Origin of the sequence: Bradyrhizobium sp. CER78, from assembly GCF_029846235.1 — a bacterium.
In the GTDB taxonomy this organism is placed as follows: Bacteria; Pseudomonadota; Alphaproteobacteria; order Rhizobiales; family Xanthobacteraceae; genus Bradyrhizobium.
The window spans coordinates 566,763-593,167 of record NZ_JARVWP010000002.1 but is presented as its reverse complement, the minus strand read 5'-3'; the positions used below and the strand labels follow the sequence as shown (position 1 = coordinate 593,167).

General features: G+C 65.9%; 23 protein-coding genes. 16 read left to right on the top strand and 7 right to left on the bottom strand.

What is annotated here, in order from left to right:
* The first annotated feature begins 80 nt into the window (after positions 1-80).
* The gene (locus tag QDT69_RS05855; protein ID WP_279705670.1) at positions 81-1,421 is read left to right on the top strand and encodes an MFS transporter; all 1,341 of its coding nucleotides are present in this window, start codon (positions 81-83) and stop codon (positions 1,419-1,421) included.
* A 24-nt stretch (positions 1,422-1,445) separates the two neighbouring features.
* Complete coding sequence (locus QDT69_RS05850) at positions 1,446-1,823, top strand: SPW repeat protein (protein WP_279705669.1); 378 nt, start codon at positions 1,446-1,448, stop codon at positions 1,821-1,823.
* 87 nt (positions 1,824-1,910) lie between these two features.
* Here the strand turns inward: QDT69_RS05850 and QDT69_RS05845 are convergent, their stop codons facing one another.
* On the bottom strand, positions 1,911-2,369 hold the full coding sequence (locus QDT69_RS05845) for a hypothetical protein (protein WP_279705668.1): 459 nt from the start codon (positions 2,367-2,369) through the stop codon (positions 1,911-1,913).
* Between the two features lie 17 nt (positions 2,370-2,386).
* On the opposite strand from QDT69_RS05845, the gene QDT69_RS05840 reads away from it, so the two are divergent.
* Entirely contained in the window at positions 2,387-2,617 is a 231-nt protein-coding gene (locus QDT69_RS05840; RefSeq protein ID WP_279705667.1) for a hypothetical protein, read from the top strand.
* Positions 2,618-2,796: 179 nt separating this feature from the next.
* Positions 2,797-3,063 (top strand): hypothetical protein, encoded by a 267-nt coding sequence (locus QDT69_RS05835; RefSeq protein WP_279705666.1) that lies wholly within the window; start codon positions 2,797-2,799, stop codon positions 3,061-3,063.
* A gap of 62 nt (positions 3,064-3,125) precedes the next feature.
* On the opposite strand, the gene QDT69_RS05830 is transcribed toward QDT69_RS05835, so the two are convergent.
* Complete coding sequence (locus QDT69_RS05830; protein ID WP_050423170.1) at positions 3,126-3,827, bottom strand: fumarylacetoacetate hydrolase family protein; 702 nt, start codon at positions 3,825-3,827, stop codon at positions 3,126-3,128.
* Between the two features lie 153 nt (positions 3,828-3,980).
* On the opposite strand from QDT69_RS05830, the gene QDT69_RS05825 reads away from it, so the two are divergent.
* Positions 3,981-5,168, top strand: a complete 1,188-nt coding sequence (locus QDT69_RS05825) for a dipeptidase (protein ID WP_279705664.1) — start codon at positions 3,981-3,983, stop codon at positions 5,166-5,168.
* On the opposite strand, the gene QDT69_RS05820 is transcribed toward QDT69_RS05825, so the two are convergent.
* Both QDT69_RS05820 and galE read right to left on the bottom strand, forming a co-directional pair.
* Complete coding sequence (locus QDT69_RS05820; RefSeq protein ID WP_279705663.1) at positions 5,169-6,980, bottom strand: ABC transporter ATP-binding protein; 1,812 nt, start codon at positions 6,978-6,980, stop codon at positions 5,169-5,171.
* Positions 6,981-7,077: 97 nt separating this feature from the next.
* Positions 7,078-8,091: a UDP-glucose 4-epimerase GalE gene (gene galE / locus QDT69_RS05815; protein ID WP_279705661.1), complete on the bottom strand. Its 1,014-nt coding sequence runs from the start codon at positions 8,089-8,091 to the stop codon at positions 7,078-7,080.
* A gap of 137 nt (positions 8,092-8,228) precedes the next feature.
* Here galE and QDT69_RS05810 point away from each other — a divergent pair, with 137 nt between their 5' ends.
* On the top strand, positions 8,229-9,269 hold the full coding sequence (locus tag QDT69_RS05810) for a glycosyltransferase family 4 protein (RefSeq protein WP_279705709.1): 1,041 nt from the start codon (positions 8,229-8,231) through the stop codon (positions 9,267-9,269).
* Here QDT69_RS05810 and waaF read toward each other — a convergent pair.
* A complete protein-coding gene (waaF, locus tag QDT69_RS05805) occupies positions 9,251-10,315 on the bottom strand; it encodes a lipopolysaccharide heptosyltransferase II (protein ID WP_279705660.1) in 1,065 nt (354 codons plus the stop codon). The genes QDT69_RS05810 and waaF overlap by 19 nt on opposite strands.
* 134 nt (positions 10,316-10,449) lie before the next feature.
* Between waaF and rfaD the strand changes: the two genes are divergently transcribed.
* The 6 genes from rfaD to QDT69_RS05775 all read left to right on the top strand — a co-directional run bounded on the left by rfaD (position 10,450) and on the right by QDT69_RS05775 (position 18,409).
* Positions 10,450-11,430 (top strand): ADP-glyceromanno-heptose 6-epimerase, encoded by a 981-nt coding sequence (rfaD, locus tag QDT69_RS05800; RefSeq protein ID WP_279705659.1) that lies wholly within the window; start codon positions 10,450-10,452, stop codon positions 11,428-11,430.
* Positions 11,431-11,448: 18 nt separating this feature from the next.
* A complete protein-coding gene (gene rfaE1 / locus QDT69_RS05795; protein WP_279705658.1) occupies positions 11,449-12,921 on the top strand; it encodes a D-glycero-beta-D-manno-heptose-7-phosphate kinase in 1,473 nt (490 codons plus the stop codon).
* Entirely contained in the window at positions 12,918-14,210 is a 1,293-nt protein-coding gene (locus QDT69_RS05790; protein WP_279705657.1) for an O-antigen ligase family protein, read from the top strand. The genes rfaE1 and QDT69_RS05790 overlap by 4 nt, the downstream gene beginning before the upstream one ends.
* 83 nt (positions 14,211-14,293) lie before the next feature.
* Positions 14,294-16,207 (top strand): nucleoside-diphosphate sugar epimerase/dehydratase, encoded by a 1,914-nt coding sequence (locus QDT69_RS05785; RefSeq protein WP_279705656.1) that lies wholly within the window; start codon positions 14,294-14,296, stop codon positions 16,205-16,207.
* A gap of 49 nt (positions 16,208-16,256) precedes the next feature.
* Positions 16,257-17,471, top strand: a complete 1,215-nt coding sequence (locus tag QDT69_RS05780) for a glycosyltransferase family 4 protein (protein WP_279705655.1) — start codon at positions 16,257-16,259, stop codon at positions 17,469-17,471.
* On the top strand, positions 17,468-18,409 hold the full coding sequence (locus QDT69_RS05775) for an NAD-dependent epimerase/dehydratase family protein (RefSeq protein WP_279705654.1): 942 nt from the start codon (positions 17,468-17,470) through the stop codon (positions 18,407-18,409). Before QDT69_RS05780 ends, QDT69_RS05775 begins: the two co-directional genes overlap by 4 nt.
* 5 nt (positions 18,410-18,414) lie before the next feature.
* Here QDT69_RS05775 and QDT69_RS05770 read toward each other — a convergent pair whose 3' ends face one another.
* Together QDT69_RS05770 and QDT69_RS05765 are read right to left on the bottom strand one after the other, a co-directional pair.
* The gene (locus QDT69_RS05770) at positions 18,415-19,425 is read right to left on the bottom strand and encodes a glycosyl transferase (protein WP_279705653.1); all 1,011 of its coding nucleotides are present in this window, start codon (positions 19,423-19,425) and stop codon (positions 18,415-18,417) included.
* Between the two features lie 49 nt (positions 19,426-19,474).
* Positions 19,475-20,443: a lysylphosphatidylglycerol synthase transmembrane domain-containing protein gene (locus QDT69_RS05765; protein ID WP_279705652.1), complete on the bottom strand. Its 969-nt coding sequence runs from the start codon at positions 20,441-20,443 to the stop codon at positions 19,475-19,477.
* 352 nt (positions 20,444-20,795) lie between these two features.
* On the opposite strand from QDT69_RS05765, the gene QDT69_RS05760 reads away from it, so the two are divergent.
* The 4 genes from QDT69_RS05760 to murJ all read left to right on the top strand — a co-directional run bounded on the left by QDT69_RS05760 (position 20,796) and on the right by murJ (position 26,307).
* On the top strand, positions 20,796-22,208 hold the full coding sequence (locus QDT69_RS05760) for a mannose-1-phosphate guanylyltransferase/mannose-6-phosphate isomerase (protein WP_279705651.1): 1,413 nt from the start codon (positions 20,796-20,798) through the stop codon (positions 22,206-22,208).
* Between the two features lie 248 nt (positions 22,209-22,456).
* Entirely contained in the window at positions 22,457-23,473 is a 1,017-nt protein-coding gene (locus QDT69_RS05755) for a Gfo/Idh/MocA family oxidoreductase (protein WP_279705650.1), read from the top strand.
* Between the two features lie 50 nt (positions 23,474-23,523).
* Positions 23,524-24,675: a DegT/DnrJ/EryC1/StrS family aminotransferase gene (locus tag QDT69_RS05750; protein ID WP_279705649.1), complete on the top strand. Its 1,152-nt coding sequence runs from the start codon at positions 23,524-23,526 to the stop codon at positions 24,673-24,675.
* Positions 24,676-24,777: 102 nt separating this feature from the next.
* Positions 24,778-26,307, top strand: a complete 1,530-nt coding sequence (gene murJ, locus QDT69_RS05745) for a murein biosynthesis integral membrane protein MurJ (RefSeq protein WP_279705648.1) — start codon at positions 24,778-24,780, stop codon at positions 26,305-26,307.
* Positions 26,308-26,405 lie beyond the last annotated feature (98 nt).

The window sequence follows — 26,405 nt, the reverse complement described above, 5'->3', positions numbered from 1 at the left end:
GGCACGGCCGTGTCGTTTGTACTCAAACGACCCGAATACTTTGCATCCACCCGGGGGGCTTGTCCGAGGGAGACGCTCCCATGGTAACACTCGGCTCGAGACTCGACGCCAACCAGCTCACACCAGCCGAACATCAGCTCCAACTGCGCCGCGCGGTAATCGCCTCCACGGTCGGGACCGCGATCGAATGGTATGACTTCTTCCTCTACAGCACCGTCACCGGCCTCGTGTTCGCAAAGCTGTTCTTTCCACATTCCGATCCGTGGGTCGGCACGCTGGAAGCCTTCGCGATCTATGCGGTCGGCTTCATCGCGCGGCCGATCGGTGCTGCGATCTTCGGCCACTATGGCGACCGCATCGGACGCAAGTCGACGCTGATCGCGACGCTGCTGTTGATGGGACTGGCCACCGCGGCGGTGGCATTGGTGCCGACCTATTCCAGCATCGGCATCTGGGGTGCGGTGATCCTCACCGTGCTGCGCTTCATCCAGGGCGTCGGTGTCGGCGGCGAATGGGGCGGCTCGGTGCTGATGTCGATGGAATGGGCGCGCAACGATCGCTCGCGCGGACTGATCGCCTCCTGGCCGCAGTTCGGCGTGCCCTGCGGGCTGTTCCTCGCCAATCTTGCCGTGCTGGCCTTCAGCCAGATGTCGGGCGACCAGTTCCTGGCGTGGGGCTGGCGCGTCCCGTTCGCGCTCAGCATCATGCTGGTCGGCGTCGGCCTCTACATCCGGCTCGGCATTCTGGAAACGCCTGTGTTCACCAAGCTGCTGGCCGAGCGCAAGGTCGACCGCACACCGATGCTGACGGTGATCCGCGATCATCCGAAGGAGATCCTGCTGTCCGCCTTCGCGCGGATGTCCGAGCAGGCGCCGTTCTACATCTTCACCGCCTTCGTGTTCTCCTACGGCGTCGGGACGCTGCAGATGTCGCGAGACATGTTGTTGACCGCGGTGCTGGCGGCTTCGGTGGTCTCGTTCGTCTCGATTCCGGTGTTCGGGCATTTGTCCGACCAGATCGGCCGCAAGAACATGTACATGATCGGCGCGCTGGTGACCGGCATCTTCGGCTTCATCTACTTTGCGATGCTCAACACCGGATCGGTGCCGGTCATCTTCCTTGCGATCATTCTCTCGCTTGTTCCGCACGATATGCAGTACGGGCCGCAGGCCGCCCTGATCGCCGAAAGCTTCACCGGCCGCCTGCGCTACAGCGGCGCCTCGCTCGGCTACCAGCTCGCATCTGTCATCGCCGGCGGTCCTGCGCCGCTGATCGCGGCCTGGCTGTTCGGCACCTATCATTCGTCGACTGCGATCGCGATCTACATCGCGCTCTGCGCCGTCATCACGCTGGTCGCGACCGCGCTGATGACCGACTACACCGGCAAGGACATCAACGCCGCGTCGGCGCATCAGCGGTAAGTCCGAGAAGCATGGGAGAAGCAGATGGTGAAATGGCGAAAAGAATCGGCGCTTGATCTCTATAACCTTGCTGCGGCGATCTTCCTGCTCGCCGCGCCGTGGTTGTTCGCGCATGCCAACCCAACGGCGGCGATCGATCTCAGGATCAGTGGTGCCGCCATCGCGATCATGTCGCTGGCGGCGATCGCAGCGTTCGCGATCTGGGAGGAGTGGATCAATCTGTTCGTCGGATGCTGGCTGATCGTCTCGCCCTGGCTGCTCGGCTTCACCCACACCCGCGCGATGCATTTTGCCATCGCCGCGGGTGCGGTGGTCGCGTTCATGGCGCTGCTCGAGCTGTGGCTCGAATACGAGAAGACGCATCTCGGCCCGGCTGCGCCACAGGCCGCCGACAGACATTAGGAGCCGCCGCGGGCGCGATCGCGGATTGACCCTTCTTTTGAGCATGATCTCTCCGGAAAACCGCTTCGCACTTTTCCGGATCATGCTCTAGCAGCCGCGGCAAATACCCCTGATCTTGCGGTCGACGATCGCATCCTCCTGATCGATGATCTGCTGCGACGCCGATGTCGCCGCCGGAATGTCGGCGGCGCGTGGCTGGCGATGGCCAACCGGCGCCGACCACGGTCGCGTCGCGGTTTCATTTGATGCGTAGGCGTTCGGCTCCTGGTCTGCCGATTGTGCGAACGAGGAGGTCGCCATTGCCGCGGACAGGATTGCAGCGAGGCCAATCTGTTTGCCCAGGCGCCAAAGATCGCTCATGAGAATCTCCATGTCATCATCGCCGCCCTTGTGCGCGGCCCTGGTGAATGGAGCGCCTCTGTCATTCCGGTATTCCCCGCTCCATCTGTTGTGATGAGGCGATCGCGGTTCGGTGATCGCGCGTGAGGAAATATTTTCGAACGTTGACGGTCTTGGGTCACAGGAGCCGAGCTTGGTCGGCTTCATCCACGCGGAGAATTCCTATGACCAAATTGACCTTCGCTGCGCTTGCGCTGGTTGCGGCAGCTGCGTATTCGGCTCAGGCGTCGGCCGCCAACAACAATGCTGCGGCGCGGCGCGCCCACGCCTCGATGACGACGACAACGACACCGGTCAGCAGCAAGACGACTGATTGCGTGCGCGCGCCGAACGTCGGATCGTTCGCAACCGCGCCCTTCACCGAGCCGCCCTGCATGCCCGGCACGATTCGCTGACCACGCGCAGCGGAAAGCCCCGGGCCTCTGGTCCGGGGTTTCCCGGCTATGCCGGGGCGTCGCGATGCGCGACCGGGATTGAGCGTGACCCACGTCACAGGCAGGCTGCTCCTATCATGCGAACAGTGCGGCGTCGGAGCTGGCGCATGGTGCCCGGCCCGAGTTCAAGGAGACGTCGCATGACACGCAATTCGCTTATTGCATTCGCTGCCGTTGTCGCGTTCGGCGTTGCCGCGCTGGGCTCCGCACAGGCGGGTGGACTTCACATGGTGCCGCCGAAGAATGTGGGTGCGAAACTGCCCCCTGGCGGTTCGGGTGGCCCGCATCGCCAGCCGGTCGATCCGCCGCCCTATCTCGGAACTGATTACAGCGGTGACAGTGCCGGTGGCAGCGGAGGTGGCGGATATTTCGGCGATCCCAACCATCCCGGCCACGAGCAATTCTGAAAACGCAAACGGCCCCGAACCAGGTTCGGGGCCGCGGTCTGCTGCTGGATCGGAGCTGGAGCTTATTCCGGCTTGCCGATCGTCACGGCGAGCTTGCCGACGCCGTCGACGCCGCATTCGAGCTTGTCGCCGACCTGCAGCTGCGAGACGCCCGCGGGCGTGCCGGTCATGATGATGTCGCCGGCGGCGAGCTTCACCTGCTGCGAGAGCTGCCAGATGATCTCAGGCACGTTCCAGATCAATTCGTTGAGGTCGCCCTTCTGCGCTTCCTTGCCGTTGACGGTGAGCCAGATCTTGCCGCTCGAGGGGTGGCCGATCTTCGAGGCCGGCTGGATCGCGGAGCAGGGCGCGGAATAGTCGAACGACTTGCCGATCTCCCAGGGCCGCTCTTTCTTGCGCGAGGCGATCTGCAGGTCGCGGCGGGTCAGGTCGATGCCGACGGCATAGCCGTAGACATGCTCGAGCGCCTTGTCGGCGGGAATGTTCAGCCCGCCGCTTTTCATCGCCACCACCAGCTCGACCTCGTGATGCAGGTCCTTGGTCAGCGGCGGGTAGGGGATCGTCGCACCATCAGGCACCAGCATGTCGGCATGCTTGCCGAAGAAGAACGGCGGCGCACGCTCGTCATTGCCCATCTCCCTGATATGCTCAAGATAGTTGCGGCCGACGCACCAGATGCGACGGACCGGATAGGTGCCGGATTCGCCGACGACGGGAAGCGAGGGCTGCGGGGGAAGCGGAATGACGGTGGAGGCGGCGTTCATGAACGGGTCCCGGAAGGTTGAAGGAGGGAGCGCGGGCGGTTTTTACGCGCTTAAGCCGCTCAGGGCTAGGGGCTGCGATTGCGTCAGGCGCAGAGGTGAGGCCAGCTTTCCGCCGAGCGCGGCCGGCTTCGGCCGGCGAGGGCGGTGATGCCGATGCGGAGGTGGCTTTCGATCGGCCTTGCCCTGATTGCCGCGGTCCTGTTCGTCTCCGCCGTGCGGTTCTTTGTGGTGACCCCGGAACGGATCGACCGGGGGCAGAACAAGGTCCAGCGCGTGGCCGTGGATATCACGCCCGCCGCGCAGGCCTTGCAGGCGACGCTCGACGTCGCGGATATGCATGCGGACAGCCTGCTGTGGAAGCGCAACCTGATCGCGCGATCGGATCGCGGCCATATCGACCTGCCGCGCCTGATCGAGGGCCGCTACGCGCTGCAGGTGTTCTCGTCGGTCACCAAGTCGCCGAAGGGCCAGAACTATGATGCCAACGCCGGCGACACCGACACGATCACCAACCTTGCCATCATCGATCTGCAGCCGATGCGGACCTGGTTCTCGTTGCTGCAGCGCTCGCTATGGCATGCCGAGAAATTGCAGAGCTTCGCCGACAGGTCCGCCGGACGGCTGCGCGTGATCACGACCGCGGCCGACATCGATCACCTGCTCGCGGACCGCAAGAGCGGCATGACGGTGGTCGGCGGAATGCTCTCGATCGAGGGCCTGCAGGATCTCGAGGGCAACATCGACAATCTCGACGTGCTCTACGCCGCCGGATTCCGGATGGCCGGTCTCGCGCATTTCTTCGACAATGATGTCGCAGGCTCGATGCACGGCGTGGCCAAGGGCGGGCTGACGCCGCTCGGCCGGCAGGTGGTGCAGCGGATGGAGGCGATGGGAATGATCGTCGACCTCGCCCATGCGAGCCACGCGACGGTTGCCGACGTGCTGGCGATGGCAACGCGCCCGGTGGTCTCGAGCCATGGCGGCGTTCAGGCGACCTGCAAGGTCAACCGCAACCTTACCGACGATGAGGTGAAGGGCGTCGCACGTACCGGCGGCGTGGTCGGCATCGGCTTCTGGCAAGGCGCGGTCTGCTCGCTCGATCCGAACAACGTCGCGCGCGCAATTGCCCATGTCCGCGACCTCGTCGGGATCGACCATGTCGGCCTCGGCTCGGATTTCGACGGCTCGACGACCACGGGCTTCGACGCCAGCGGGATTGCCGCCGTGACCCAGGCGTTGATGTCGAGCGGGTTCTCCGAGGACGACATCCGCAAGGTCATGGGCGGCAACGTCCTGCGCGTGCTGCGCGCAGGCATTGTCGCCAAGGACGGGAAGGGATGATCAGCCCGTGGCGCTGATCGGCGCGAGCGCCAGCGGCGACGGATCGTGGTGGTGCTGCAGGCGGAAGAACGAGGCGTAGCGGCCGCCGCGGCGCAGCAGCTCATCGTGACGCCCGCGCTCGACGATCTCGCCGCCTTCGACCACCAGGATCGCATCGGCATGCATGATGGTGTGCAGGCGGTGCGCGATCACGATCGTGGTGCGGCCCTGGCAGAGATGCTCGATCGCCTCCTGCACCTGCTTCTCGGACTCCGAGTCGAGCGCGGCGGTGGCCTCGTCGAGCAGGATGATCGGCGCGTTCTTGATCAGCGCGCGGGCGACCGCGATGCGCTGGCGCTGGCCGCCGGACAGTTGCGTGCCGTGCTCGCCGACCGGCGTGTCGTAGCCGAGCGGGAAGCTCATGATGAAGTCGTGCGCGCAGGCGGCCTTGGCGGCGTCGATGATCTCGGCCTCGCTGGCGCCTTGCTTGCCGAACGCGATGTTGGCGCGGATGGTGTCGCGGAACAGATAGACGTCCTGGCCGACATAGGCGGTCTGCTGCCGCAGCGAGTTGCGCGAGACCTGGGAGATCGACTGTCCGTCGATCAGGATCTCGCCCTCGCTCGTCTCGTAGAAGCGCAGCAGCAGGGCCAGCACCGTCGATTTGCCGCCGCCTGAGGGGCCGACCAGCGCGGTCACCTTGCCGGGCTCGGCCACGAAGCTCATGCGGTTCAGCACCGGCTCGCCGGGCCGATAGGCGAAGCTGACGTCACGCAGTTCGATCCGCGCGTCGGAGAGCTTCAGCGCCGGCTTGTCGTCGTCGGCCTGCTCGCTCGCCGGGCTGTCGACGACCTCGAGCAGCATCCGCGCGCCGACCAGCTGGCTGTTGAGGTCGATGTTGAGCCGCGCCAGGCGCTTGGCCGGTTCGGTCGCCATCAGGAACGCGGTCAGGAAGGTGAAGAACTGGCCCGGCGTGGAACCGAGCGCGACCACGCTGTAACCGCCATACATCAGGCAGCCGGCGACCGCGAAGCCGCCGAGCATCTCCATCAGCGGGTTGGAGCGGTTGGCGACGCGCGCCATCTTGTTGGCGTTGCGTTCGACGATCTCGATGTTCTCGTCGATCCGCTGCTGCATGGTGTCTTCCAGCGTGAACGCCTTCACGGTGCGGATACCCTGCAGCGATTCCTGCATCGTCTCCATGATGTCGGCGGTGCCGGTGAACTGGTTGTAGGCGAGCCCCTTGATCCGCTTCACCAGCCTGCGCAGCATCAGCATCGCCGGCGGCACCGCCACGAGCCCGATGAACGACATCAGCGGGTCCTGCCAGACCATGACGGCGAGCATGCTGACCAGCATCAGGAAGTCGCGGCCGATCGCATTGACCAGCATGTTGAGCACGTCGGTGATCGACTTGGCGCCGGCGGTGAGCCGCGCGAGGAACTCCGAGGAATGCCGCTGCGAGAAGAAGCCGATGCTTTCGCTCATCAGCTTGGCGAACAATTGGCGCTGGTTCCGCGCCAGGATCGCGTTGCTGATCTTCGACAGGATCACCATGTGGCCGTAGGTCGCCACGCCCTTGATGAACAGCAGCACCACCGTGACCCCGGCGAACATGGCGATGCCGGGGATGTTCTTGTCGACATAGGCCTGGTTGATGACCTGGCCGAGCACGTAGGTGGCGGCGGCCGTCGAGCCGGCCGCAACCGCCATCAGGGCGAACGCCGTCAGGTAGCGCCGCCAGTAGGTGATCCCCTGTTCCGTGACCAGGCGGCGGATCAGGATCGCCGCGCCGTAGGGATCGTCGGTAATTTTCTTTGGAAACTGAGCCATCCGCGTTCCATTGACGGCGGGCAGCGCCGGCCGTCAGGGTTGCGGACCTCCTTGCCCGCTTGGCGGGGCTTTTTCAAGCACAATAACGGCTTGATTTTTAGGCCGATTCTGCCTGTCGCGCAGCGCCGCCGCGCTCCCGGAACAGCTTCTCCTCCCAGGCCAGCGCGTGGCTCGCGATGGTCTCGAGATCATCGTAGCGCGGGGTCCAGTCGAGCAGCGAGCGGATCCTTCTCGTATCGGCCACCATGGTCATGATGTCGCCGGGCCGGCGCGCGGCATAGGCGACGGCGAAATTGCGCATCGAGACCCGGCGTACCGCCTCGATGGTCTCGAGCACGGAATAGCCGCGGCCGTAACCGCAATTCATCGTCACCGACTGACCGCCGGCGCGCAGATAGGCCAGCGCCGAGCGGTGCGCCTCGACGAGGTCGCTGACATGGATGAAGTCACGCACGCAGCTGCCGTCCTGGGTCGGATAGTCGGTGCCGAACACGTCGATCTTGGCGCGCTGGCCGGTCGCGGCCTCGACCGCGATCTTGAGCAGATGGGTGGCGCCGATGGTGGAGAGGCCGACGCGGCCTTTCGGGTCGGCGCCGGCGACGTTGAAGTAGCGCAGCACGACATAGTTCATGCCATGGGCGGAGGCGACATCGTGCAGCATGATCTCGGTCATCAGCTTCGACGAGCCGTAGGGCGACAGCGGATGGGTCGGCGCGATCTCCGGCACCGGCACCTGGTCCGGATTGCCGTAGACGGCCGCGGTCGAGGAGAAGATGAAGCGGCTGACACCGCACTTCACGGCTGCGTTGAGCAGGCTGCGCGTCGTCATGGTGTTGTTGCGATAGTAGCCCAGCGGATCGCGCATCGAGTCCGGCACCACGACGGAGCCGGCGAAATGGATGATGCTGTCGATGCCGTGCTGTGCGATCACGCCTTCGACGAGGTTCTCGTCGCCGGCATCGCCGATGAACAGCGGCACGCCTTCGGGCAGGAACGCGGAGAAGCCGGTGGAGAGATTGTCGACGACGACGACGCTCTCGCCGGCATCGACCAGCGCATGAACCATGTGACTTCCGATATAGCCGGCACCGCCGGTCACGAGCACGGTCATGGATAGAGCTCTCCCGATATCTTTAACGGGCGATGCTAGCGGCAGTGCGGTGAAGAGGGGGTTTCGCCGCGGCCGAACTGGCCACTATGCTTAATGTTGCGTATAGGAACTGGCGCGAAACGGAGACTTGCGTGCCGATCGAGAACACACCTGCCGGCGAGCTGCAGCTCATCGTGCCGAACCTGCACCGACGCTATTCGGGTGTCACCGCGACCAACCGCATGGTCGCGCCGAAGCTTGCAAGGATGTTTCGCGCAGGTTGGCTCGGCTCGCATCGGCCCGACGGCATCGATGCGATGGGATTTGCCGATCTGATGCGGCTGTGGCGGCGCGCGCAACCTGTGATCTGGCACGCGCGGCGCAACGACGAGATGATCGCAGGCCTCGCGCTGCGCGCGCTCGGCTGGCCGCTGAAGCTGCTGTTCACCTCGGCCGCGCAGCGTCATCACACCTGGCTGACGCGCTGGCTGATCCGCAACATGGATGCGATCATCGCGACCAGTCCGCTGTCGGCTTCGTACCTCAAGCGCGAGGCCACCGTGGTGATGCATGGCGTCGACACCGACCGCTATGGGCCGCCGGCCGATCGCGCCGCGGCGTTCGCCGAGAGCGGATTGCCGGGCCGCTACGCGATCGGCTGCTTCGGGCGGGTGCGCGCGCAGAAGGGCAGCGACGTGTTCGTCGAGGCGATGTGCAGATTGCTGCCGCGCTATCCCGATTTCACCGCTGTCATCGTCGGCGCCGTGGTGCCGGAGCAACTGGCCTTCGCGGGCGAGCTGAAGCGCAAGATCGAGGCCGCGGGGCTGCAATCGCGCATCATCATCACGGGTGAATTGCCGATCGAGGATGTCGTGCGCTGGTACCAGCGGCTGACGATCTACGCCTTCACCTCGCGCAACGAAGGCTTTGGCCTCACCTTGATCGAGGCGATGTCGGCAGGCGCTGCGCTGGTCGCCGCGCGGGCGGGCGCCGCCGAGTTCGTGGTCGAAGACGGCATCACCGGCGTGCTGACCCCGCCGGGCGATGCCGATGCGCTGGCGGCCGCGCTCGAGCCCTTGATGCGCGATCCGGCATCGGCCGAAGCGATGGGGGCACGGGCGCGCCAACGAGTTGTGGATAAGTTCAGCCTCGATGCGGAGGCGGGCGCGATCGCCAAGGTCTATCGCGCGTTGATCTGAGCCAGTACGCGCTCGGCGATGCCGACGACCTCCTCGGCCGCGATGTCGCGCATGCAGCGATGGTCGTTCATGGTGCAGACCGTGCGCTGGCACGGCTGGCACGGCAGCTTGCTTTTGGTCTGCCGCACCGTCGCGGCGAGGCCGTTGAGGGGCGCCCAGAGATAGGGATCGGTCGGGCCGAAAATGCCCATGGTCGGGGTGCCGATCGCGGCTGCGATATGCATCAGCCCGGAGTCGTTGGAGATGGCGACACTGGCCGCGGCCATCGCCAGCACGCCGTTGCGCAGATCGGTGCCGGTAAGATCGCGGACCCGGGCGCCGCCGGAGGCCACGATCTCCTGCGCCAGCGCCTTCTCGCCGGGCCCGCCGACCACCCAGACATCGAAGCCGCGTTCGGCGAACAGCCGTGCGGCTTCCGGATAATAGGTCCAGCGCTTCGAGGCGCCGACGGATCCGGGTCCCAGCGCGACGGCAGGTCCAGTACCGAGGCCGTTGACCTGCCGCCATCGGCTGACATCATCCGCGGGAACCCGGAGCTGCGGCACCGGCCATTCCGGCGGGCGGGTGGCGCCATCGGGCAGCGCCAGGATGGCGTTCTTGTCGATGAAGCGCGGCTGCTGCTTCTCGCCCCATCGCATCGCGTTGATCAGTCCGAACCGCGCCTCGCCGAAGAAGCCGACCCGTTCCGGGATGCCCGCCAGGGCCGGCGCGATGGCCGCCTTCCAGGTGCGCGGCAGCACCAGCGCGGTGGCATAGTTCCGCTCCCGAAACTCGGCCGCCAGGGCCCGCTGCCGGGCCAGCGCCAGCCGGCTGCGCGGCAGGTCGAAGACGATCCCGGCGCGGACGCCGGGCATATAGTCGACCAGAGGGGCACAAAGCCTCGACGTAAGGAGGTCGACTGGCCGGTTGGGCCAGCGCTTGCGGAGCACCCTGACCACGGTGTGGCCGCGCACGAAATCGCCGATCCATAAATAGGGCACGACGAGGATCGGTCTGGTATCCTCGGCATCCTGGGTTTCGATATCAGATATTGAATCAATATTCATTTCTAATAGGCCAAGGCCGGACCGGCGCGGCCAAGTCGGTAACCGGTTCGCGATAAGAGGTAAAGCCGTCGTTGCCAGTGGCGCGGGAGTGGGGCAAAGCTGGCGGCTGCAAAGGAATCTGGCGGGATTTCATCATGTTTCTGGTAACCGGGGGCGCCGGTTTTATCGGATCGAACGTCGTGGCTGCGTTGAATGACGCCGGCCACAGCGACGTCGCGGTCTGTGACATTCTTGGGAGCGACGGCAAGTGGCGGAACCTGGCCAAGCGCCAGCTTGCCGACGTGGTTCCCCCGGCCGAGCTCGGCGACTGGCTGAAGGGGCGGCGGCTTTCCGCCGTCATCCATCTTGGCGCCATCTCGGAGACCACTGCGACCGACGGCGATCTGGTGATCGAGACCAATTTCCGCCTCTCGATGCGGCTGCTCGACTGGTGCACCGCGAATGCCACCCCGTTCATCTATGCATCCTCCGCCGCGACCTATGGCGACGGCGATCAGGGCTTTGACGACGACGCGTCGGTCGAGGCGCTGAAGCGGCTGCGGCCGATGAACCTGTACGGCTGGAGCAAGCAGCTGTTCGACCTCGCCGTCGCCGGGCGCGCCGCGAAGGGCGAGCCGCTGCCGCCGCAATGGGCCGGGCTGAAATTCTTCAACGTGTTCGGCCCGAATGAATATCACAAGGGCTCGATGATGAGCGTGCTGGCGCGCCGCTTCGACGACATCAAAGCGGGCCGCGTCGTGCAGCTGTTCAAGTCGCATCGCGAGGGCATCGCCGACGGCGACCAGCGCCGCGACTTCATCTATGTCGACGACGTCGTGCGGGTGATGATGTGGCTGATCGCGACGCCGCGGGTCTCCGGCCTGTTCAATGTCGGCACCGGCAAGGCGCGCAGCTTCAAGGACCTGATCGTCTCGGCCTATGGCGCCCTCGGCCTTCCGCCGAACATTGAGTATGTCGACATGCCCGAGCAGATTCGCGGCAGCTACCAATACTTCACCGAGAGCGTCGTCGATCGTCTCGCGCACGCCGGATACAATGGCGGGTTCACCCGCCTGGAAGACGCGGTCGGGGCCTATGTGAACGGCTTCCTCGATCGCGCGGATCGCTATCGCTAGAGCGGATGACGGTGACTGATGTTTGATTTTGAAGCGATCTCCCGTGCAATGTCCGGCCAGACCGTGCTCTGCGTCGGCGACCTCATGCTCGACGAGTTCGTGTATGGCGAGGTGTCGCGGATCTCGCCGGAGGCGCCGGCGCCGGTGATCGCGGTCAGGCGCAGCGAGATCAATATCGGCGGCGCCGGCAACGTCGCGCGCAATATCGCATCGCTCGGCGGGCGCTGCATTTTCGTCGGCCTGATCGGCGAAGATGCCGCCGGCACGGTGCTATCGGAGGCGCTGGCGAAAGAGGCGGGCATCGAGGCCGTGCTGGTGCGCGACGCTGCGCGGCCGACCACGCGCAAGGTGCGCTTCGTCTCCGAGCAGTTCTCGACCCACATGCTGCGCTCCGACTGGGAGCTGGCCGCGCCGGCTGCGCCGGCCGTCGAGCAGCAGCTGATCGACGCGATCTTGCCGCGCCTTGCGCAGGCAGACATCGTGTTGCTGTCCGACTACGCCAAGGGTGTGCTCACCGCGCGCGTGATCCGCAACGTGATCGACGCCGCGCGCCAGGCGAAGAAGCGCGTGATCGTCGATCCCAAGAGCGCCAATCTCGCGATCTATCGCGGCGCGACCGTGTTGACGCCGAACCGCAAGGAATTCGCCGAGGCGACCCGCAGCCGCGCCGATAGCCAGGACAGCATCGCGCAGGCCGCGCCCGATGCGATGTATCTCGCCGATTGCGAGGCGATGCTGGTGACGCAGGGCGAACGCGGCATGACGCTGGTGACGCGGGACGGCGGCTCGATCCATGTGCCGGCGCTGCCGGTCAAGGTGCGCGACGTCTCCGGGGCCGGCGATACCGTGGCTGCGGCGCTGGCGCTCGCGCTCGCCGTCGGTGCCGACTGGGAAGGCGCGCTGCGGATCGCGAGCGCGGCAGCCGCAGTTGCGGTCGGCAAGACCGGCACCGCGATCGTCAGGTCCGCCGAACTGCGGCGAAGGATCCTGCCGCACGCTTTGCTCGCGGCCGAGGAGAAGATCGTTCCGGCCGGCGGCGATATCGATGCGTATCTCGAGGAATGGCGCCGGCAGGATCTGCGGATCGGCTTCACCAATGGCTGCTTCGACATCCTGCATCCGGGTCACGTCAAGGTGCTGACCGCCGCGCGCAGCGCCTGTGACCGCCTGATCGTCGGATTGAACAGCGATGCCTCGGTGAAGCGGCTGAAGGGCGAGGGGCGTCCGGTACAGAACGAGCGCGCCCGCGCCGAGGTGCTGGCGGCGCTCGAGGCCGTCGACCTCGTCGCGATCTTCGAGGAGGACACGCCGATCAACCTGATCACGAAGGTGCGGCCGAGCGTGCTGGTCAAGGGCGGCGACTACACCCGCGAGCAGGTGGTCGGCCACGAGATCGTCGAGGCCGCCGGCGGCGAGGTGGTGCTGGTCGAAATCCTGCAGGGCCACAGCACGACGTCGCTGGTTGCCCGGGCCCGTGAGGGCAAGGCGTGAGCGCGAGCACGGCATCCCCGGCGGGCGCCGCGGCGTGTCCGGCCTGGCGCGACCCGGCGCGCTGGCAGACCACGACCGACGTGGTCGCGGTCCTGATCGCGCTGTCGCTGCCGTGGTCGACCTCGCTGGTCGGCATCTTCGGCGTGGTGTTGCTGATTGCGATTGCGCCGACCGTCGACCTCCGGGCGTTCTGGACGCTGCTGAAGCGGCCGATCTGCGTGGCGCCGATCGCGCTGTTCTGCCTCGCGCTCGTCGGCACGCTCTGGTCGGACGCGGCCTGGGGCGCGCGGCTTTACGCGGTCGGACCGACCGCAAAGCTCCTGGTGCTTCCGGTCCTGCTCTATCATTTCCAGCGCTCGACCCGCGGCACATGGGTGTTCATGGCTTTCCTCGTGTCCTGCACGCTGTTGATGCTGATGTCGTGGCTGGTGCTGGCCTATCCGCACCTTGCGCTGCGGGCGCCCGGGCCGGGCGAGCAGGGCGTGTTCGTCAAGAATTACATCGATCAGAGTCAGGAATTCACGCTGTGCGCGGTCGCGCTGGCCTATCCGATCGTGATGCTGGTGCGGGACAAACGCTTCTGGCCGGCCGTCCTTTTGATCGCGATCGCGCTCAGCCTGTTCGCCAACATGGCGCTCGTGGTGGTGTCGCGGACGGCGATCGTGACGGTTCCGATTATGTTCGCGGTGTTCGCGCTGCTGCATCTGCGCTGGCGCAGCATCGTCCTGATCCTTTGCGCGGCTGCCGCGTTGTCCGTGGTGGCGTGGTATGGATCGTCGCCACTGCGACGGACGGCCGAGTCATTCGAACGTGACTACAAGCTCTACATGGAGCGCAACGAGCCGACGTCGCTCGGCTTGCGGCTCGAATTCTGGCGCAAGTCGCTCGGCTTCTTCGCCGAGGCCCCGGTCATCGGCCACGGCACCGGAGCGACGCGAGGCCTGTTCGAGCGCGTCGCGACCGGCGGCATGAACCAGGCATCCGGCGAGGTGATCGGAAATCCCCACAATCAGACGTTGAACGTCGCCGTGCAGTGGGGCATTGTGGGTGTGGCGATACTGTATGCGATGTGGCTCCTGCACCTGTTGCTGTTCCGCGGCGACGGTCTCGTCAACTGGATCGGGCTTCTCGTCGTGGTACAGAATATTTCAAGTTCGTTGTTTAATTCACACATCTTCGACTTTCACGAAGGCTGGATGTATGTGCTGGGCGTCGGGGTTGCGGGCGGCATGGCGTTGAAGGGCCGATTGGGGACCGATTTGGAACCCGAGCCCCCGATCCGTCCATGATCGCTGGCATGGGCTCCGCAGATACGCTACAGCCTGCCAATGTCTTGTCGCCAACTCCCAGTTGCCAGCAACCCGTCTGCTAGATGACGCGCCTTTCACAATTCACCCTGCGCAACTTCCTGATTCTGGCACATGACGCGCTCGCGACGACGTTTGCGTTGCTGGCGAGCTTCTATCTGCGGTTCGAGGGCAGCCTCCTTACCGATCGACTGCCACATCTGCTGCGCATTCTGCCCTGGTTCGTGCTGTTCAGCATCGTGGTCAGCTATTTCTCCAATCTGACCACGGCGAAATGGCGCTTCACCTCGCTGCCGGACGCGGTGAACATCCTGCGGGTGGCCGCGGTGCTGACGCTGGCGCTGGTCGTGCTGGATTACGTCTACTTTTTCACCGGAGCGGCTTCGGTAAGCCCGGTGTTCCTCGGCCGGGTCACGATCATCCTGTTCTTTTTCCTTGAAGTGTTCGCGCTGAGCGCGTTGCGGCTGGGCTATCGCTACTTCCGTTATTCGCGCACGCGACTTCATGCCCGGTCCGACAATGCCGCGCCGGCGCTGCTGGTCGGCCGCACGGCCGACGCCGAAGTGGTGCTGCGCGGCATCGAGAACGGCGCCATCAAGCGGCTCTGGCCGGTCGGCGTGCTGTCGCCGTCGGTCGCGGACCGCGGCCAGATGATCCGCAACATTCCCGTGGTCGGTGGCGTCGATGACATCGAGGCCGTGATTCGGGACTTCGAGAGCCGCCAGCGCCCGATCAAGCGCGTGGTCATGACGCCCTCGGCCTTCGAGCCGGACGCGCACCCTGAGAGCCTGCTGATGCGCGCCAAGCGGCTCGGCCTGATGGTCAGCCGCCTGCCGTCGCTGGAGAGCGGCGATGCGCCGCGGCTCACCAATGTCGCGGTCGAGGATCTGCTGCTGCGCCCGAGCCAGAAGATCGACTATGCCCGGCTTGAGACGCTGGTGAAGGGCAAGTCCGTCATCGTGACCGGCGGCGGCGGCTCGATCGGCGCCGAGATCTGCGAGCGGGTCGCGACCTTCGGCGCGGCGCGCCTCCTGGTCATGGAGAACTCGGAGCCGGCGCTCTATGCGGTCACCGAGGCGCTGTCCGCGCGCGACAGCGGCCCCGAGATCGAGGGCCGGATTGCCGACATCCGGGATCGCGAGCGCATCACGCGCCTGATGAGCGAGTTCAAACCCGACATCGTATTCCATGCCGCGGCGCTCAAGCATGTGCCGATCCTCGAGCGTGACTGGAGCGAAGGGGTCAAGACCAACATCTTCGGGTCGGTGAACGTTGCCGATGCCGCGCGTGCCGCCGGCGCGAGCGCCATGGTGATGATCTCGACCGACAAGGCGATCGAGCCGGTGTCGATGCTGGGCCTGACCAAGCGGTTTGCCGAAATGTACTGTCAGGCGCTGGACCATGACCTGATGACCGAAGCCAAGGGCAGGGCGCACATGCGGCTGATCTCGGTGCGGTTCGGCAACGTGCTGGCGTCCAACGGATCCGTGGTGCCGAAATTCAAGGCGCAGATCGAAGCCGGCGGACCGATCACCGTCACGCATCCGGACATGGTTCGCTATTTCATGACGATCCGCGAAGCCTGCGATCTCGTGATCACCGCCGCGACGCACGCGATGACGCCGGCGCGGCCTGACGTCTCGGTCTATGTGCTGAACATGGGGCAGCCGGTGAAGATCGTCGATCTCGCCGAGCGGATGATCCGTCTGTCGGGCCTGCAACCGGGCGTCGACATCGAGATCGTGTTCAGCGGCATCCGTGCCGGCGAGCGGCTCAACGAGATCCTGTTCGCAAGCCAGGAGCCGACGCTGGAAATCGGCGTCGCCGGCGTGATGGCGGCCAAGCCGAACCAGCCGCCGATGTCGACGCTACGCAAGTGGCTCGCGGCGCTGGAGGATGCGATCGAGCGCGATGACCGCGTGACCATTCGCGCCGTCCTTCAGGACGCGGTGCCCGAGTTCGGATCGAATGCCGCCTGACCGCGCTGTCCTGCGGACGACGAGGCAGGACAATTTCGAAAGCCATTTGATGCCCAGTTCTCGAAAAGTCGTGGTCGCCAGCCAGCACTATCCGCCGGACCACAGCACGACCGCCGCGATCATGTCCGCGATCGCCGAACGGATCGCGCAGGAGGCGGAGGTGGTGGTGATCTCGGGGATGCCGGGCTCGGCGAGGGCGCCGGCGCCGGGGCAGCCCGCCGTCGTCGAGATCAGGAACTGGCTGCCGGGAAAGGCGGCGCTGATCAAGCGCGCACTGGCCGAGGCGCTGTTCACCGGCCGGATGTTCTTTGCATTGTTGTCGCGGCTGAAGCGGGGCGACGTCGCGCTGACGGTGACCGCACCCTTCGCGCTTCCTTATGCGGTTGCCGCGGCGGCGCGGTTGAAGGGCGCGAAGTCGGCGTTGATCCTGCACGACCTGTTTCCGGATGTTCTCGTGATGGCCGGACTGCTGCGGCCGTCCTCGCTGGTCGCGCGGGCGATGCGCGGCATCAACACGCTGATGTTCCGTGCCCTGAACGCCGTCATCGTGATCGGCCGTGACGCCGAGAAGCTGCTGCTGCGCTATGGCGGAATGACGCCGGACAAGATCAGGTTCATCCCGAATTGGGCCACGCTCGTCCCCGGCAGTCGTCCCGTCAGTCCCGACAATCCGTTTCGCAAGGCCATTGCCGCCCGCTTCGTCGTCGGTCTGTCCGGCAATCTGGGCTTCACCCACGATCCGGACATTGTCTTCCAGGCCGCGCGGCTGTTGCGCGACGAGCGCGATATCCATTTCCTGCTCTCGGGGTGGGGGATGGGCTTCGCGCGCTTGAAGGAGATGCAGGCCACGGCGCAACTCGCCAACGTCACGCTGGTCGACCGCGTCGCGGACGGCGAGCTGGATGCGCTGCTCTCCAGTGCGGACGTCTGGCTCATTCCCTATCGCAAGGACGTTGCCGGTGTATCGGTCCCGAGCCGGTTCTATAATCTGCTCGCGGCCGGCCGGCCGGTCATCCTGGTCTCCGAGCCCGAGGCCGAGGCAGCCCTGACCGTCAGCGAGAACGGGCTGGGCTGGGTCGTCACACCGGGGCGGCCCGATCAACTCGCCGATGCCGTCAGGTTGGCGTCGCGATCGCAGGACACGGAGATGGCCGAGCGCGCAGTCGCGACCGCACGGACCTTCAGTGCCGAGCGGGCCCTGTCGAGCTATGCTGCGCTGGTCGCGGAGCTGCTATCCAATCACGATGCGGAGCGGACAGCATGACTGATCGTCGCCCGACGGTTCTGGTGACAGGTGCGAGCGGCTTTGTCGGTCGCCATGTGGTGCCCGAGCTGGCGCAGAACGGCTGGCTGGTGCGGCGCGCGGTGCGAACCTCGCCGCAGGATGCAAACGACGTGGCGATCGGCTCGCTCAGCCCCGCCACCGATTGGCGCGCCGCGCTCGAGGGCGTGGACGCCGTCGTTCACCTTGCGGCTCGCGTTCACCAGCAGTCCGATGAACAGGCGATCGAGCTCTACCGCAACGTCAATATCGAAGGCACGCTGCATCTGGCGCGTTCGGCGGTTGCGGCGGGCGTTCGGGATTTCGTCTTTGTCAGCACCATCCTGGTGCATGGGCGCAGCAATTACGGGCGCCCCCCGTTTCGCGAGGACGATGTCCTCACGCCCCGCGGGCTCTACGGAAACTCGAAGGCGGCTGCCGAAGTTGGCCTCAAGAAGATTGCGCCGGGCAGCGGCATGAGGGTGACCGTGATCAGGCCGCCGCTGATCTACGGCGCCGGTGCGAAGGGAAATTTCGCCTTGCTGAAGCGCGCGGTGCTCAATCGCGTGCCGCTTCCGCTCGCCTATGTGAAGAACCGCCGCGCATTCCTGTCGGCGGAAAACCTTGCGTCGTTCATCCTGCATCGCCTGTCGCAACCGGGAAACGATTTCGACGTGTTTCTGGTAGCCGATCGCGAGCAGGTCTCGACGCGAGAGTTCGTCGAGCGGCTGGCCCGCGCGGCGGAAACCTCGCCGCGCCTGTTCTGGCTGCCGCCGCCGCTCCTGAAGGTGTCGCTGACGGTAGGCGGCCGCAAGGAAGCCTATGACAGCCTGTTCGCCTCGCTCGAGCTTGATCTGTCCAAGATCGCGAGCACCGGATGGCAGCAGCCGATCAGCCTCGATGAGGGGTTGAGGCGCGCGCTGAGCCGAACCGATATCTGAGGTGATCAGAACGCGCGCGAGAACCGGCGCAGCTGCCAGGCGACCGCGATCGCGCCGGCCAGCAGCAGGGCGATGTCAGCAGCCAGCGAGTTGAGGGCGACCGAGGCGAATGCCAGCAGCGCCAGCACCACGTTGAGCGCAAAGACCTCGCCGACCACGCGCCACACCGTGAATCCGTTGTCGGTCGCGCGCTGGTAGAAGTGCGAGCGGTGCGCGGCCCAGAATGGCTCGCGCCGCGCCACGCGGCGAAACAGCGTGACCGTCGCATCGGTCAGATAATACAGCGGCAGCAGCAGCGCGGCGGCGAATTGTCGGCGCAGGGCGAGCTCAAGCAGGCACCAGCCGAGCAGCAGGCCGATCGGCAGGCTGCCGACATCGCCGAGGAATATTTTTGCCACTGGCCGGTTGAACGGCGCGAAGCCGAGCAGCGCGCCGCAGAGCGCCGCCGCGACCAGCGCCGGAGCGACCGGGACATGGCCGAAGCTGCCGAGCAGGGCGACCGCCACGGTGATCGGCACGGCCTCGGCCGCGGTCATCAGGTCGAGCCCGTCCATGAAGTTGACGAGGTTCACGAACCAGAGGCCGGCGATCAGCAGCAGGCCGCGTTCGAGCCAGAGCGGGCAGGCCGGGACCAGCCTGAGTTCGCCCGGCACCGAGAACAGCACGGCCGCAACGGCGGCAGCCTGCAGCAGCAGCCGCGGGACCACGGGCAGGGAGCGGATGTCGTCGGCAAAGCCCACCACCGCGATGAACAGGCATGCCGAGAAGACGGTGAATGGAATCGTCAGGAAGGGCGATCCGACCAGCACGATGACGATCCCTCCCGCGAGCAGCGTGGCTGCGGTGACCGCGATGCCGGCGCCCTGCGGCGTGGGAATGCGGTGCGACGAGCGCGCATTCGGCTTCGCCAGCGCCACGCGCAGCAATAGCGGCCGCGTCAGCTGGATCAGGACGGCCGAGATCGCTGCGGCCAGAACCGCGGCGATCAACAACAGGAGGATTTCGAAATAGCTCATTCTGGTCCGGTCATTGCGATCCCGGGACTCACGCTTGTGATCCCGGGACTCACGATTGTGATCCCGGGACTTCGATCGGCTCTGCGCCCTTGGCGGCCTTTTCCGGGCTCAGAATCCACACCAGGCCGCCGAATACGCCGACCACGAACGACACCGCGCCGAACAACAGCGAGATGTTGACGCCCTCATTGGCGATCAATCCGGCATAGCCGAAGGCCAGCGCCATGGTGGCCTCGCGCACGCCCCAGCCGGCGATCGAGATCGGCATCATCGTGATCAGCATGACCGGCGGCAACAGCTGGAAGATCTGGCCGAAGGTGACCGGGGCGGTGATGGACTTCACCACGCACCAGGCGATCACGACGGTCACCACGTGGATGGCGATCGAGAGGGTTGCCACCCGCAATCCGTGCTTGCGGCTGAACAGCACCCGGTTCGCGATGACCGCGCAGGCGTGGATGTGGTGCGTTGCCCACCACTGCTTCAGCCAGGCCCACGGCAACAGGCCGATCACCAGGAAGCCGAATCCGGCCGCAAGCGCCGCGAGGTCGAGCAGCAGCAATGCCGTCCAGCCATTGGAATCGGAGATCAGCTGGTAGCTCCAGGGCAGGGTGGCCGCGATGACGACGGCGAGCGCGATCAGTCCGACCGCGCGGTCGACGAAGATCGAATAGGTCGCCGCGCGCCAGCCCGCACCGGCGCGCGCGACGAGCCAGAGCCGCACGGCGTCGCCGCCGATCGAGGACGGCAGGGTCTGGTTGAAGAAGGTGCCGATCACGTTGAAGCGCATCGCCTGCGCGGTCTCCAGCGGCGCGCCGCACTCGACGCTGATCTCGCGCCAGCGCAGCACCCCGAGAAAGATCTGCAGGAAGGTGACCGCAATCGCGAGGCCGAGCCAGCCCAGGCTCTCGACCTGGATGCGGGAGGCCAGATCGTACAGATTGACCTTGCGCAGCGAGAAATAGAGCAGCGCGGCCGAGATCAGGATCTTGACGGTCGAGAGCAGGATTCGGCGCATTTCCGTTCGCGCTGCCAGGTTTCAGGATGTGTCAAAAACAGCGCAAAACGCCTTCGCGCGCCCAAATTCGCCGCCTTGGTATGGTTTCCGCACCGATCTGGCAATACCCGTACTGGTCCCTATTGCGGCAGGTGCGAAGGGGCGGCTAAAGAGGCCGGAGCGGGGACGCCCCGCCGCTCACCGGGGGTTTACGATACCGGTAAAATCCGACCAGACGCGTGGGGGCGCGTGACTGCTCGGGCAGTGCTTCCCAAGGTAAATAGGGGCTGCCGGCCGCGGCGGCCCGGGCCAATTTGGTATGCCGTCCGCGGACGGGTACCATTGGACCTGCACGACAGGACTCGAGGCATCGATGGACCGACGAATTATTCCCCTGATCATGTGTGGCGGCGCGGGCACGCGGCTCTGGCCGGCGTCACGCGAGGTGCATCCGAAGCAGTTCCTGTCGCTGTTCGGGGCGCGCTCGACCTTCCAGGAGACGCTGCTGCGGGTCTCCGATGCCGGCCTGTTCGAACGGCCGATCGTGATCACCAACGAGGCCTATCGCTTCATGGTGCTGGAGCAGCTGGCCGAGATCGGCCGTGAGGCCGACGTGCTGCTCGAGCCGATGCGCCGCGACTCCGGGCCCGCCATTGCGGCCGGTGCAGCATTCGCGCAGAGCCGTGACGGCGAAGCGATCGTGCTGGCGCTCGCCGCCGACCATCTGGTGCGCGACACGCCGGCCTTCGTTGCCGCGTGCCGCGGCGGCTTGGTGGCTGCCGAAGCCGGCCGCATCGTGACCTTCGGCGTCAAGCCGGAACGGCCCGCCACCGAATACGGCTACATCAGCCCGGGTGAGGCGGTCGCCGGCGAGGTGCGCGCGGTGGCAAAATTCGTCGAGAAGCCGGATGCCGCGACGGCGGCAGGCTATATCGATGCGGGCTATCTCTGGAACAGCGGCAACTTCATGTTCCGCGCCAGCGTGCTGCTCGACGAGTACCGCAACGTCGATGCGGACAGCATTGCCTCGGTGGAGCAGTCGGTTGCATCAGCGACGCGCGATCTCGGCTTCGTCAAGCTCGATGCATCGGCATTCGGCGCGGCAAAGGCGATCTCGATCGACTACGCGGTGATGGAGAAGACCGCTCATGCCGCGGTGGTGCCGGTGGCGTGCGGCTGGTCCGACATCGGCTCGTGGCGTCAGGTCTGGGAGCTGTCCGACAAGGACAGCCTCGGCAACGCGGCGCGCGGTGCGGCGGTGTTCGAGGACAGCCGCAATTGCAACGTCGCGACCGACCGGGCGCTGGTCGCGCTCGAAGGCGTCGACGATCTCGTCGTGGTCGCGACCCAGGACGCCGTGCTGGTGTCACGCCAGAAGGACGCCAACGGGCTGAAGCGGCTGGTCGCGAAATTGAAGGTCGCTGCGCCCGAGGTCACCGAGAACCACATCAAGGTGCATCGCCCCTGGGGCTCCTATCAGTCGGTCGACAATGGCGACCGCCACCAGGTCAAGCGCATCATCGTCAAGCCGGGCGGGCGGCTGTCGCTGCAGAAGCACCATCACCGCTCCGAGCACTGGATCGTGGTGCGTGGCACCGCGCAGGTCACCGTCAACGAGTTGATCAAGACGGTGCACGAGAACGAGTCGATCTACATCCCGATCGGCGCGGTGCACCGGCTCGAGAACCCCGGCAAGATCCAGCTCGAGCTGATCGAGGTGCAGACCGGCAGCTATCTCGGCGAGGACGACATCATCCGTATCGAGGATGACTATCGGCGCAGCTGACGGAGCTGGTTCCCGCGCGAATCTTCGGGCGCGGGACGATGTAACTCTTTGAATCAAAACGTGTCCGGATTTCGTCCTTGGCATTCGCCACATTTGTGACGCCGTGCTATAGCGGCTGCCAACGAAGCGGGGTGATTTGCGCCGAAGGCGCAGATCGGGAAGAGGGCCTAGGTGCTGATTCCCTTGGAGCCGGTGTGGCTCCCTGAGGAGCCGGGACAACCGCCAGAACGTTACTTGGGGTCTACGATATGAATGCAAAAGTGTCCGCAGCCGGCGCGAAGGCCGATATCGGCCGCGCCTTGCGCGTCGGCGTGATCGGCGCCGGGGTAATGGGCAGCAACCATGCCCGCGTGCTGGCCGGACTGCCCGGTGTCCTTCTGATCGGCATCGTCGATCCGCTCCCGGAACACCGTACCCGTGCCATCGACCTGGTCGGCTGCCGTGCCTTTGAGAGCCTCGATCAACTGCTCGCCGAGGGCATCGATGCGGTGACGATCGCAGCTCCCACCCATCTGCATCACGAGATCGCGCTCGCCTGCATCGCGCGCAACATCCACATCCTGGTCGAGAAGCCGGTCGCATCCACGGTCGAAGAGGGCCGCGAGATCGTCGCCGCCGCCGAGCGGGCCGGTGTCACGCTGATGGTCGGCCATGTCGAGCGTTTCAACCCTGCGGTTGCCGCGATCAAGCAGGCGATCGCGGGCGAGGACATCCTGTCGATCGGCATCACCCGGGTCGGCCCGTTCCCGCCGCGGATGTCCAATGTCGGCGTCGTGATCGATCTCGCCGTGCATGACATCGACTTGATCCGCTGGTTCACCGAATCCGACATCGTCGAGGTGCAGCCGCAGCTCTCGAGCGCAGTCGCCGAGCGCGAGGACATCGCGCTGCTGCAATTCCGCACCGCATCCGGCGTGCTCGCCCACATCAACACCAACTGGCTGACGCCGTTCAAGGCGCGCAACGTCACGGTCGCAACCCGCGGCAAGTATGTGATGGGCGACCTGCTGACGCGCCAGGTCACCGAATGCTTCGGCTTCAAGCCGGACGGCAGCTATTCGATGCGGCATCTGCCGGTCGGGCACGACGAGCCGCTTCGCGCCGAACTGATCGCCTTCCTCGATGCCGTGCGCAGCGGCAGGCTGCCGGCGGTGTCCGGCGACGAAGGCGTGGCCAGCCTCGAGATCGCGATCCGCTGCCTGGAATCGCCGGCGCGGCCGGCCGCCACGACGATGCGCAAGGGACCGCGCCGCATCGCCGGCTGATTGTCTTCACCGGCTGATTGTCATCCATTCAACACGTGCAAAGAGCTTCCATGAACCAGCATATGCAGCTTGAGCCCATTCCCTTCATCGATATTTCCGCGCAGCGCCGGCGGCTCGGCAAGTCGATCGATGACGCGGTCGCGCGCGTGCTCGACCATTGCCAGTTCATCAACGGGCCCGAGGTCACCGCGCTGGAGAAGGCGCTGGCGGACTATACCGGCGCCAAGCATGTGGTGAGCTGCGCCAGCGGCACCGACGCGCTGCTGATGGTCCTGATGGCGAAGAATGTCGGCCCGGGCGATGCGGTGCTGTGCCCGACCTTCACCTTCTGCGCGACCGGCGAAGTCGTGACGCTGACCGGCGCGACGCCGGTGTTCGTCGACGTCGACGAGGAGACCTTCAACATCGACATCAACTCGCTGAAGCGCGGCATTGCGACGGCCCGCGCGCGCGGGCTGAAGCCGGTGGCCGTGATCCCGGTCGACCTGTTCGGCCAGAGCGCCGATCATGATGCGATCAGCGCGGTCGCCGAGGCCGAGGGTCTTTTTGTGTTGGATGACGCCGCGCAGGGCTTCGGCGCGACCTACAAGAACCGCAGGCTCGGCACCTTCGGGCTCGCGACCGGGACCAGCTTCTTCCCGGCCAAGCCGCTCGGCTGCTTCGGCGATGGCGGCGCGATCTTCACCGACGACGACGAACTCGCGCGCACGCTGCGCAGCATCCGCGTCCACGGCCAGGGCTCGGACAAGTACGACAACGTCCGGCTCGGCCTGACCGCACGGCTCGACACCATGCAGGCGGCGATCCTGCTCGAGAAGCTGAAGATCTTCGACGACGAGATCGCGGCGCGCAACAAGGTCGCGGAACGCTATTCGCGCGCGCTCGGCAACCTCGTTGCGGTGCCGCGCGTTGCTCCCGGCTGCACCTCGGTGTGGGCGCAGTACACCATCCGCCTGTCCGAGGGCATCGACCGCGACGCCTTCGCGGCCGCGCTGAAGGCGCAGGGCGTGCCGACCATGATCTACTATCCCAAGTCGGTCCATCAGCAGACGGCCTACAGCCACTATCCGGTTGCCGACGGCGGCCTGCCGGTCAGCGAGCGGCTGTCGAAGGACGTCATCGCGCTGCCGATGCACCCCTATCTCGACGAGGCGGCGCAGGACCGCGTCATCGCGGCTGTGCGCAGCGCGCTACAGGCATGATCCCGAAAAGTGGTTTCCGGTTTTCGGGCTCGATCATGCCTAAATCGTCAACGGCCGGATACGAAACTTTTTCGTAACGCAATCATGCGCTAGAAGCAGCGCATGCTTGGGCGCATCTTCACCGTCGGCGGCTATACCCTGCTATCGCGGGTCACCGGGTTCGCGCGCGACATCATGCTCGCGGCGATCCTCGGTGCCGGGCCGGTCGCCGACGCCTTCTTCGTGGCGCTGCGGCTGCCCAACCATTTCCGCGCGATCTTTGCCGAAGGCGCCTTCAACGCCGCCTTCGTGCCGGCCTATGCCCATGTCCATGGCGAACGCGGCGAAGCCTCGGCGCGGCTGTTCGCCGACCGCATCTTCACGCTGCTGTTCGCCTCGCAGGTGATCCTGCTGGTCGTGGCGATGGCGTTCATGCCGCAGGCGATGAGCATCCTCGCGCCGGGCTTTACCGACGACGCAGCCCAGCGCAAGCTCGCGATCGAGCTGACGCGGATCACATTCCCCTATCTGCTGCTGATCACGCTGGTGACGCTCTATGGCGGCATGCTCAACGTGATGCATCGCTTCGCGAGCGCTGCCGCGGCGCCGATCTTCCTCAATCTTGCGATGATGATGACGCTGGCGCTTGCCGCGTTCTTCCCGAGCGCCGGTCATGCCGCGGCCTGGGGCGTCCTGATCTCGGGCTTCCTGCAATTTGCCCTGCTGGCCGGCGACCTCGCGCGCCACGGCGGCCTGCCGCGGTTCGCGCCGCTGAGGCTCGACGAGGACGTTCGCGCCTTCTTCCGCGCGCTGGGACCGGCAACGCTTGGTTCGATGGGAACCCAGGTCGCGCTGTTCGCCGATACCATCATCGCGACCTTCCTCCCCGCAGGCGCGCTGTCGGCGCTGTACTATGCCGACCGCCTCAACCAATTGCCGATCGGCGTGATCGGGATCGCGATCGGCACCGTGCTGCTGCCGGAGATGTCGCGGCGCCTGACTGCCGACGATCACGCCGGCGCCATGGCCGCGCAGCGCCGCGCCTTCGATTTCACGCTGCTGTTCTCGGTGCCGTTCGTGGCGGCGTTCCTGACGGTTGCCGATCCGATCATGCGCGCGATGTTCGCCCGCGGCGCGTTCTCGAAGGCCGATGCCGCAAGCGCCGGCGCGACGCTCGCGGCCTATGCGGTCGGCCTCATTCCTTTCGTGATGATCCGCAGCGCGGTTGCGACCTTCTACGCCCGCAAGGATACCGCAACCCCGGTGAAGGCGGCGCTGACCGGGGTCGCGGTCAACGTCGCGCTGAAGATCGCGCTGGTCGGTACGCTGGCTCAGGTCGGGCTGGCGCTCGCGACCGCCGTCGGCGCCTGGGTCAACCTGCTGCTGGTACTGATGTTCGCCATCCGCCGCGGCTATCTCGCGCTCGATCGCGCGCTGATCCGCTCGTTCGGCACCTTTGCGCTGTGCGGCGTGCTGCTTGCGCTCGCGCTGTGGCTGACCTCGCATTTCGCCTATGTGTGGTTCGCGCCGATGCAGCACTTCCGCGACGAGATGATCCTGCTGCTGCTGATTGCGGTCGGCGTCTTCGTCTACGCCCTGCTGATCCTCACATTGTTCGGCCGCGGCTGGCTGTTCGCACTGCGGCGCGTATAGTTTTACCTGTCAAATCAAATGCATAGGAGCCGGTTGTGCGATAGCGCCACGTGCGGCGGAAAGCGGTTTGCGCTTCGCGGACAACCACGCCAATATGC

Excerpts from the sequence above, each read along its gene's own strand:
- QDT69_RS05855 (WP_279705670.1), top strand. The coding sequence starts at position 81 with ATGGTAACACTCGGCTCGAGACTCGACGCCAACCAGCTCACACCAGCC.
- QDT69_RS05850 (WP_279705669.1), top strand. The coding sequence starts at position 1,446 with ATGGTGAAATGGCGAAAAGAATCGGCGCTTGATCTCTATAACCTTGCT.
- QDT69_RS05845 (WP_279705668.1), bottom strand. The coding sequence starts at position 2,369 with ATGAAGCCGACCAAGCTCGGCTCCTGTGACCCAAGACCGTCAACGTTC.
- QDT69_RS05840 (WP_279705667.1), top strand. The coding sequence starts at position 2,387 with ATGACCAAATTGACCTTCGCTGCGCTTGCGCTGGTTGCGGCAGCTGCG.
- QDT69_RS05835 (WP_279705666.1), top strand. The coding sequence starts at position 2,797 with ATGACACGCAATTCGCTTATTGCATTCGCTGCCGTTGTCGCGTTCGGC.
- QDT69_RS05830 (WP_050423170.1), bottom strand. The coding sequence starts at position 3,827 with ATGAACGCCGCCTCCACCGTCATTCCGCTTCCCCCGCAGCCCTCGCTT.
- QDT69_RS05825 (WP_279705664.1), top strand. The coding sequence starts at position 3,981 with ATGCGGAGGTGGCTTTCGATCGGCCTTGCCCTGATTGCCGCGGTCCTG.
- QDT69_RS05820 (WP_279705663.1), bottom strand. The coding sequence starts at position 6,980 with ATGGCTCAGTTTCCAAAGAAAATTACCGACGATCCCTACGGCGCGGCG.
- galE (WP_279705661.1), bottom strand. The coding sequence starts at position 8,091 with ATGACCGTGCTCGTGACCGGCGGTGCCGGCTATATCGGAAGTCACATG.
- waaF (WP_279705660.1), bottom strand. The coding sequence starts at position 10,315 with ATGAATATTGATTCAATATCTGATATCGAAACCCAGGATGCCGAGGAT.
- rfaD (WP_279705659.1), top strand. The coding sequence starts at position 10,450 with ATGTTTCTGGTAACCGGGGGCGCCGGTTTTATCGGATCGAACGTCGTG.
- rfaE1 (WP_279705658.1), top strand. The coding sequence starts at position 11,449 with ATGTTTGATTTTGAAGCGATCTCCCGTGCAATGTCCGGCCAGACCGTG.
- QDT69_RS05785 (WP_279705656.1), top strand. The coding sequence starts at position 14,294 with ATGACGCGCCTTTCACAATTCACCCTGCGCAACTTCCTGATTCTGGCA.
- QDT69_RS05780 (WP_279705655.1), top strand. The coding sequence starts at position 16,257 with ATGCCCAGTTCTCGAAAAGTCGTGGTCGCCAGCCAGCACTATCCGCCG.
- QDT69_RS05775 (WP_279705654.1), top strand. The coding sequence starts at position 17,468 with ATGACTGATCGTCGCCCGACGGTTCTGGTGACAGGTGCGAGCGGCTTT.
- QDT69_RS05770 (WP_279705653.1), bottom strand. The coding sequence starts at position 19,425 with ATGAGCTATTTCGAAATCCTCCTGTTGTTGATCGCCGCGGTTCTGGCC.
- QDT69_RS05765 (WP_279705652.1), bottom strand. The coding sequence starts at position 20,443 with ATGCGCCGAATCCTGCTCTCGACCGTCAAGATCCTGATCTCGGCCGCG.
- QDT69_RS05760 (WP_279705651.1), top strand. The coding sequence starts at position 20,796 with ATGGACCGACGAATTATTCCCCTGATCATGTGTGGCGGCGCGGGCACG.
- QDT69_RS05755 (WP_279705650.1), top strand. The coding sequence starts at position 22,457 with ATGAATGCAAAAGTGTCCGCAGCCGGCGCGAAGGCCGATATCGGCCGC.
- QDT69_RS05750 (WP_279705649.1), top strand. The coding sequence starts at position 23,524 with ATGAACCAGCATATGCAGCTTGAGCCCATTCCCTTCATCGATATTTCC.
- murJ (WP_279705648.1), top strand. The coding sequence starts at position 24,778 with ATGCTTGGGCGCATCTTCACCGTCGGCGGCTATACCCTGCTATCGCGG.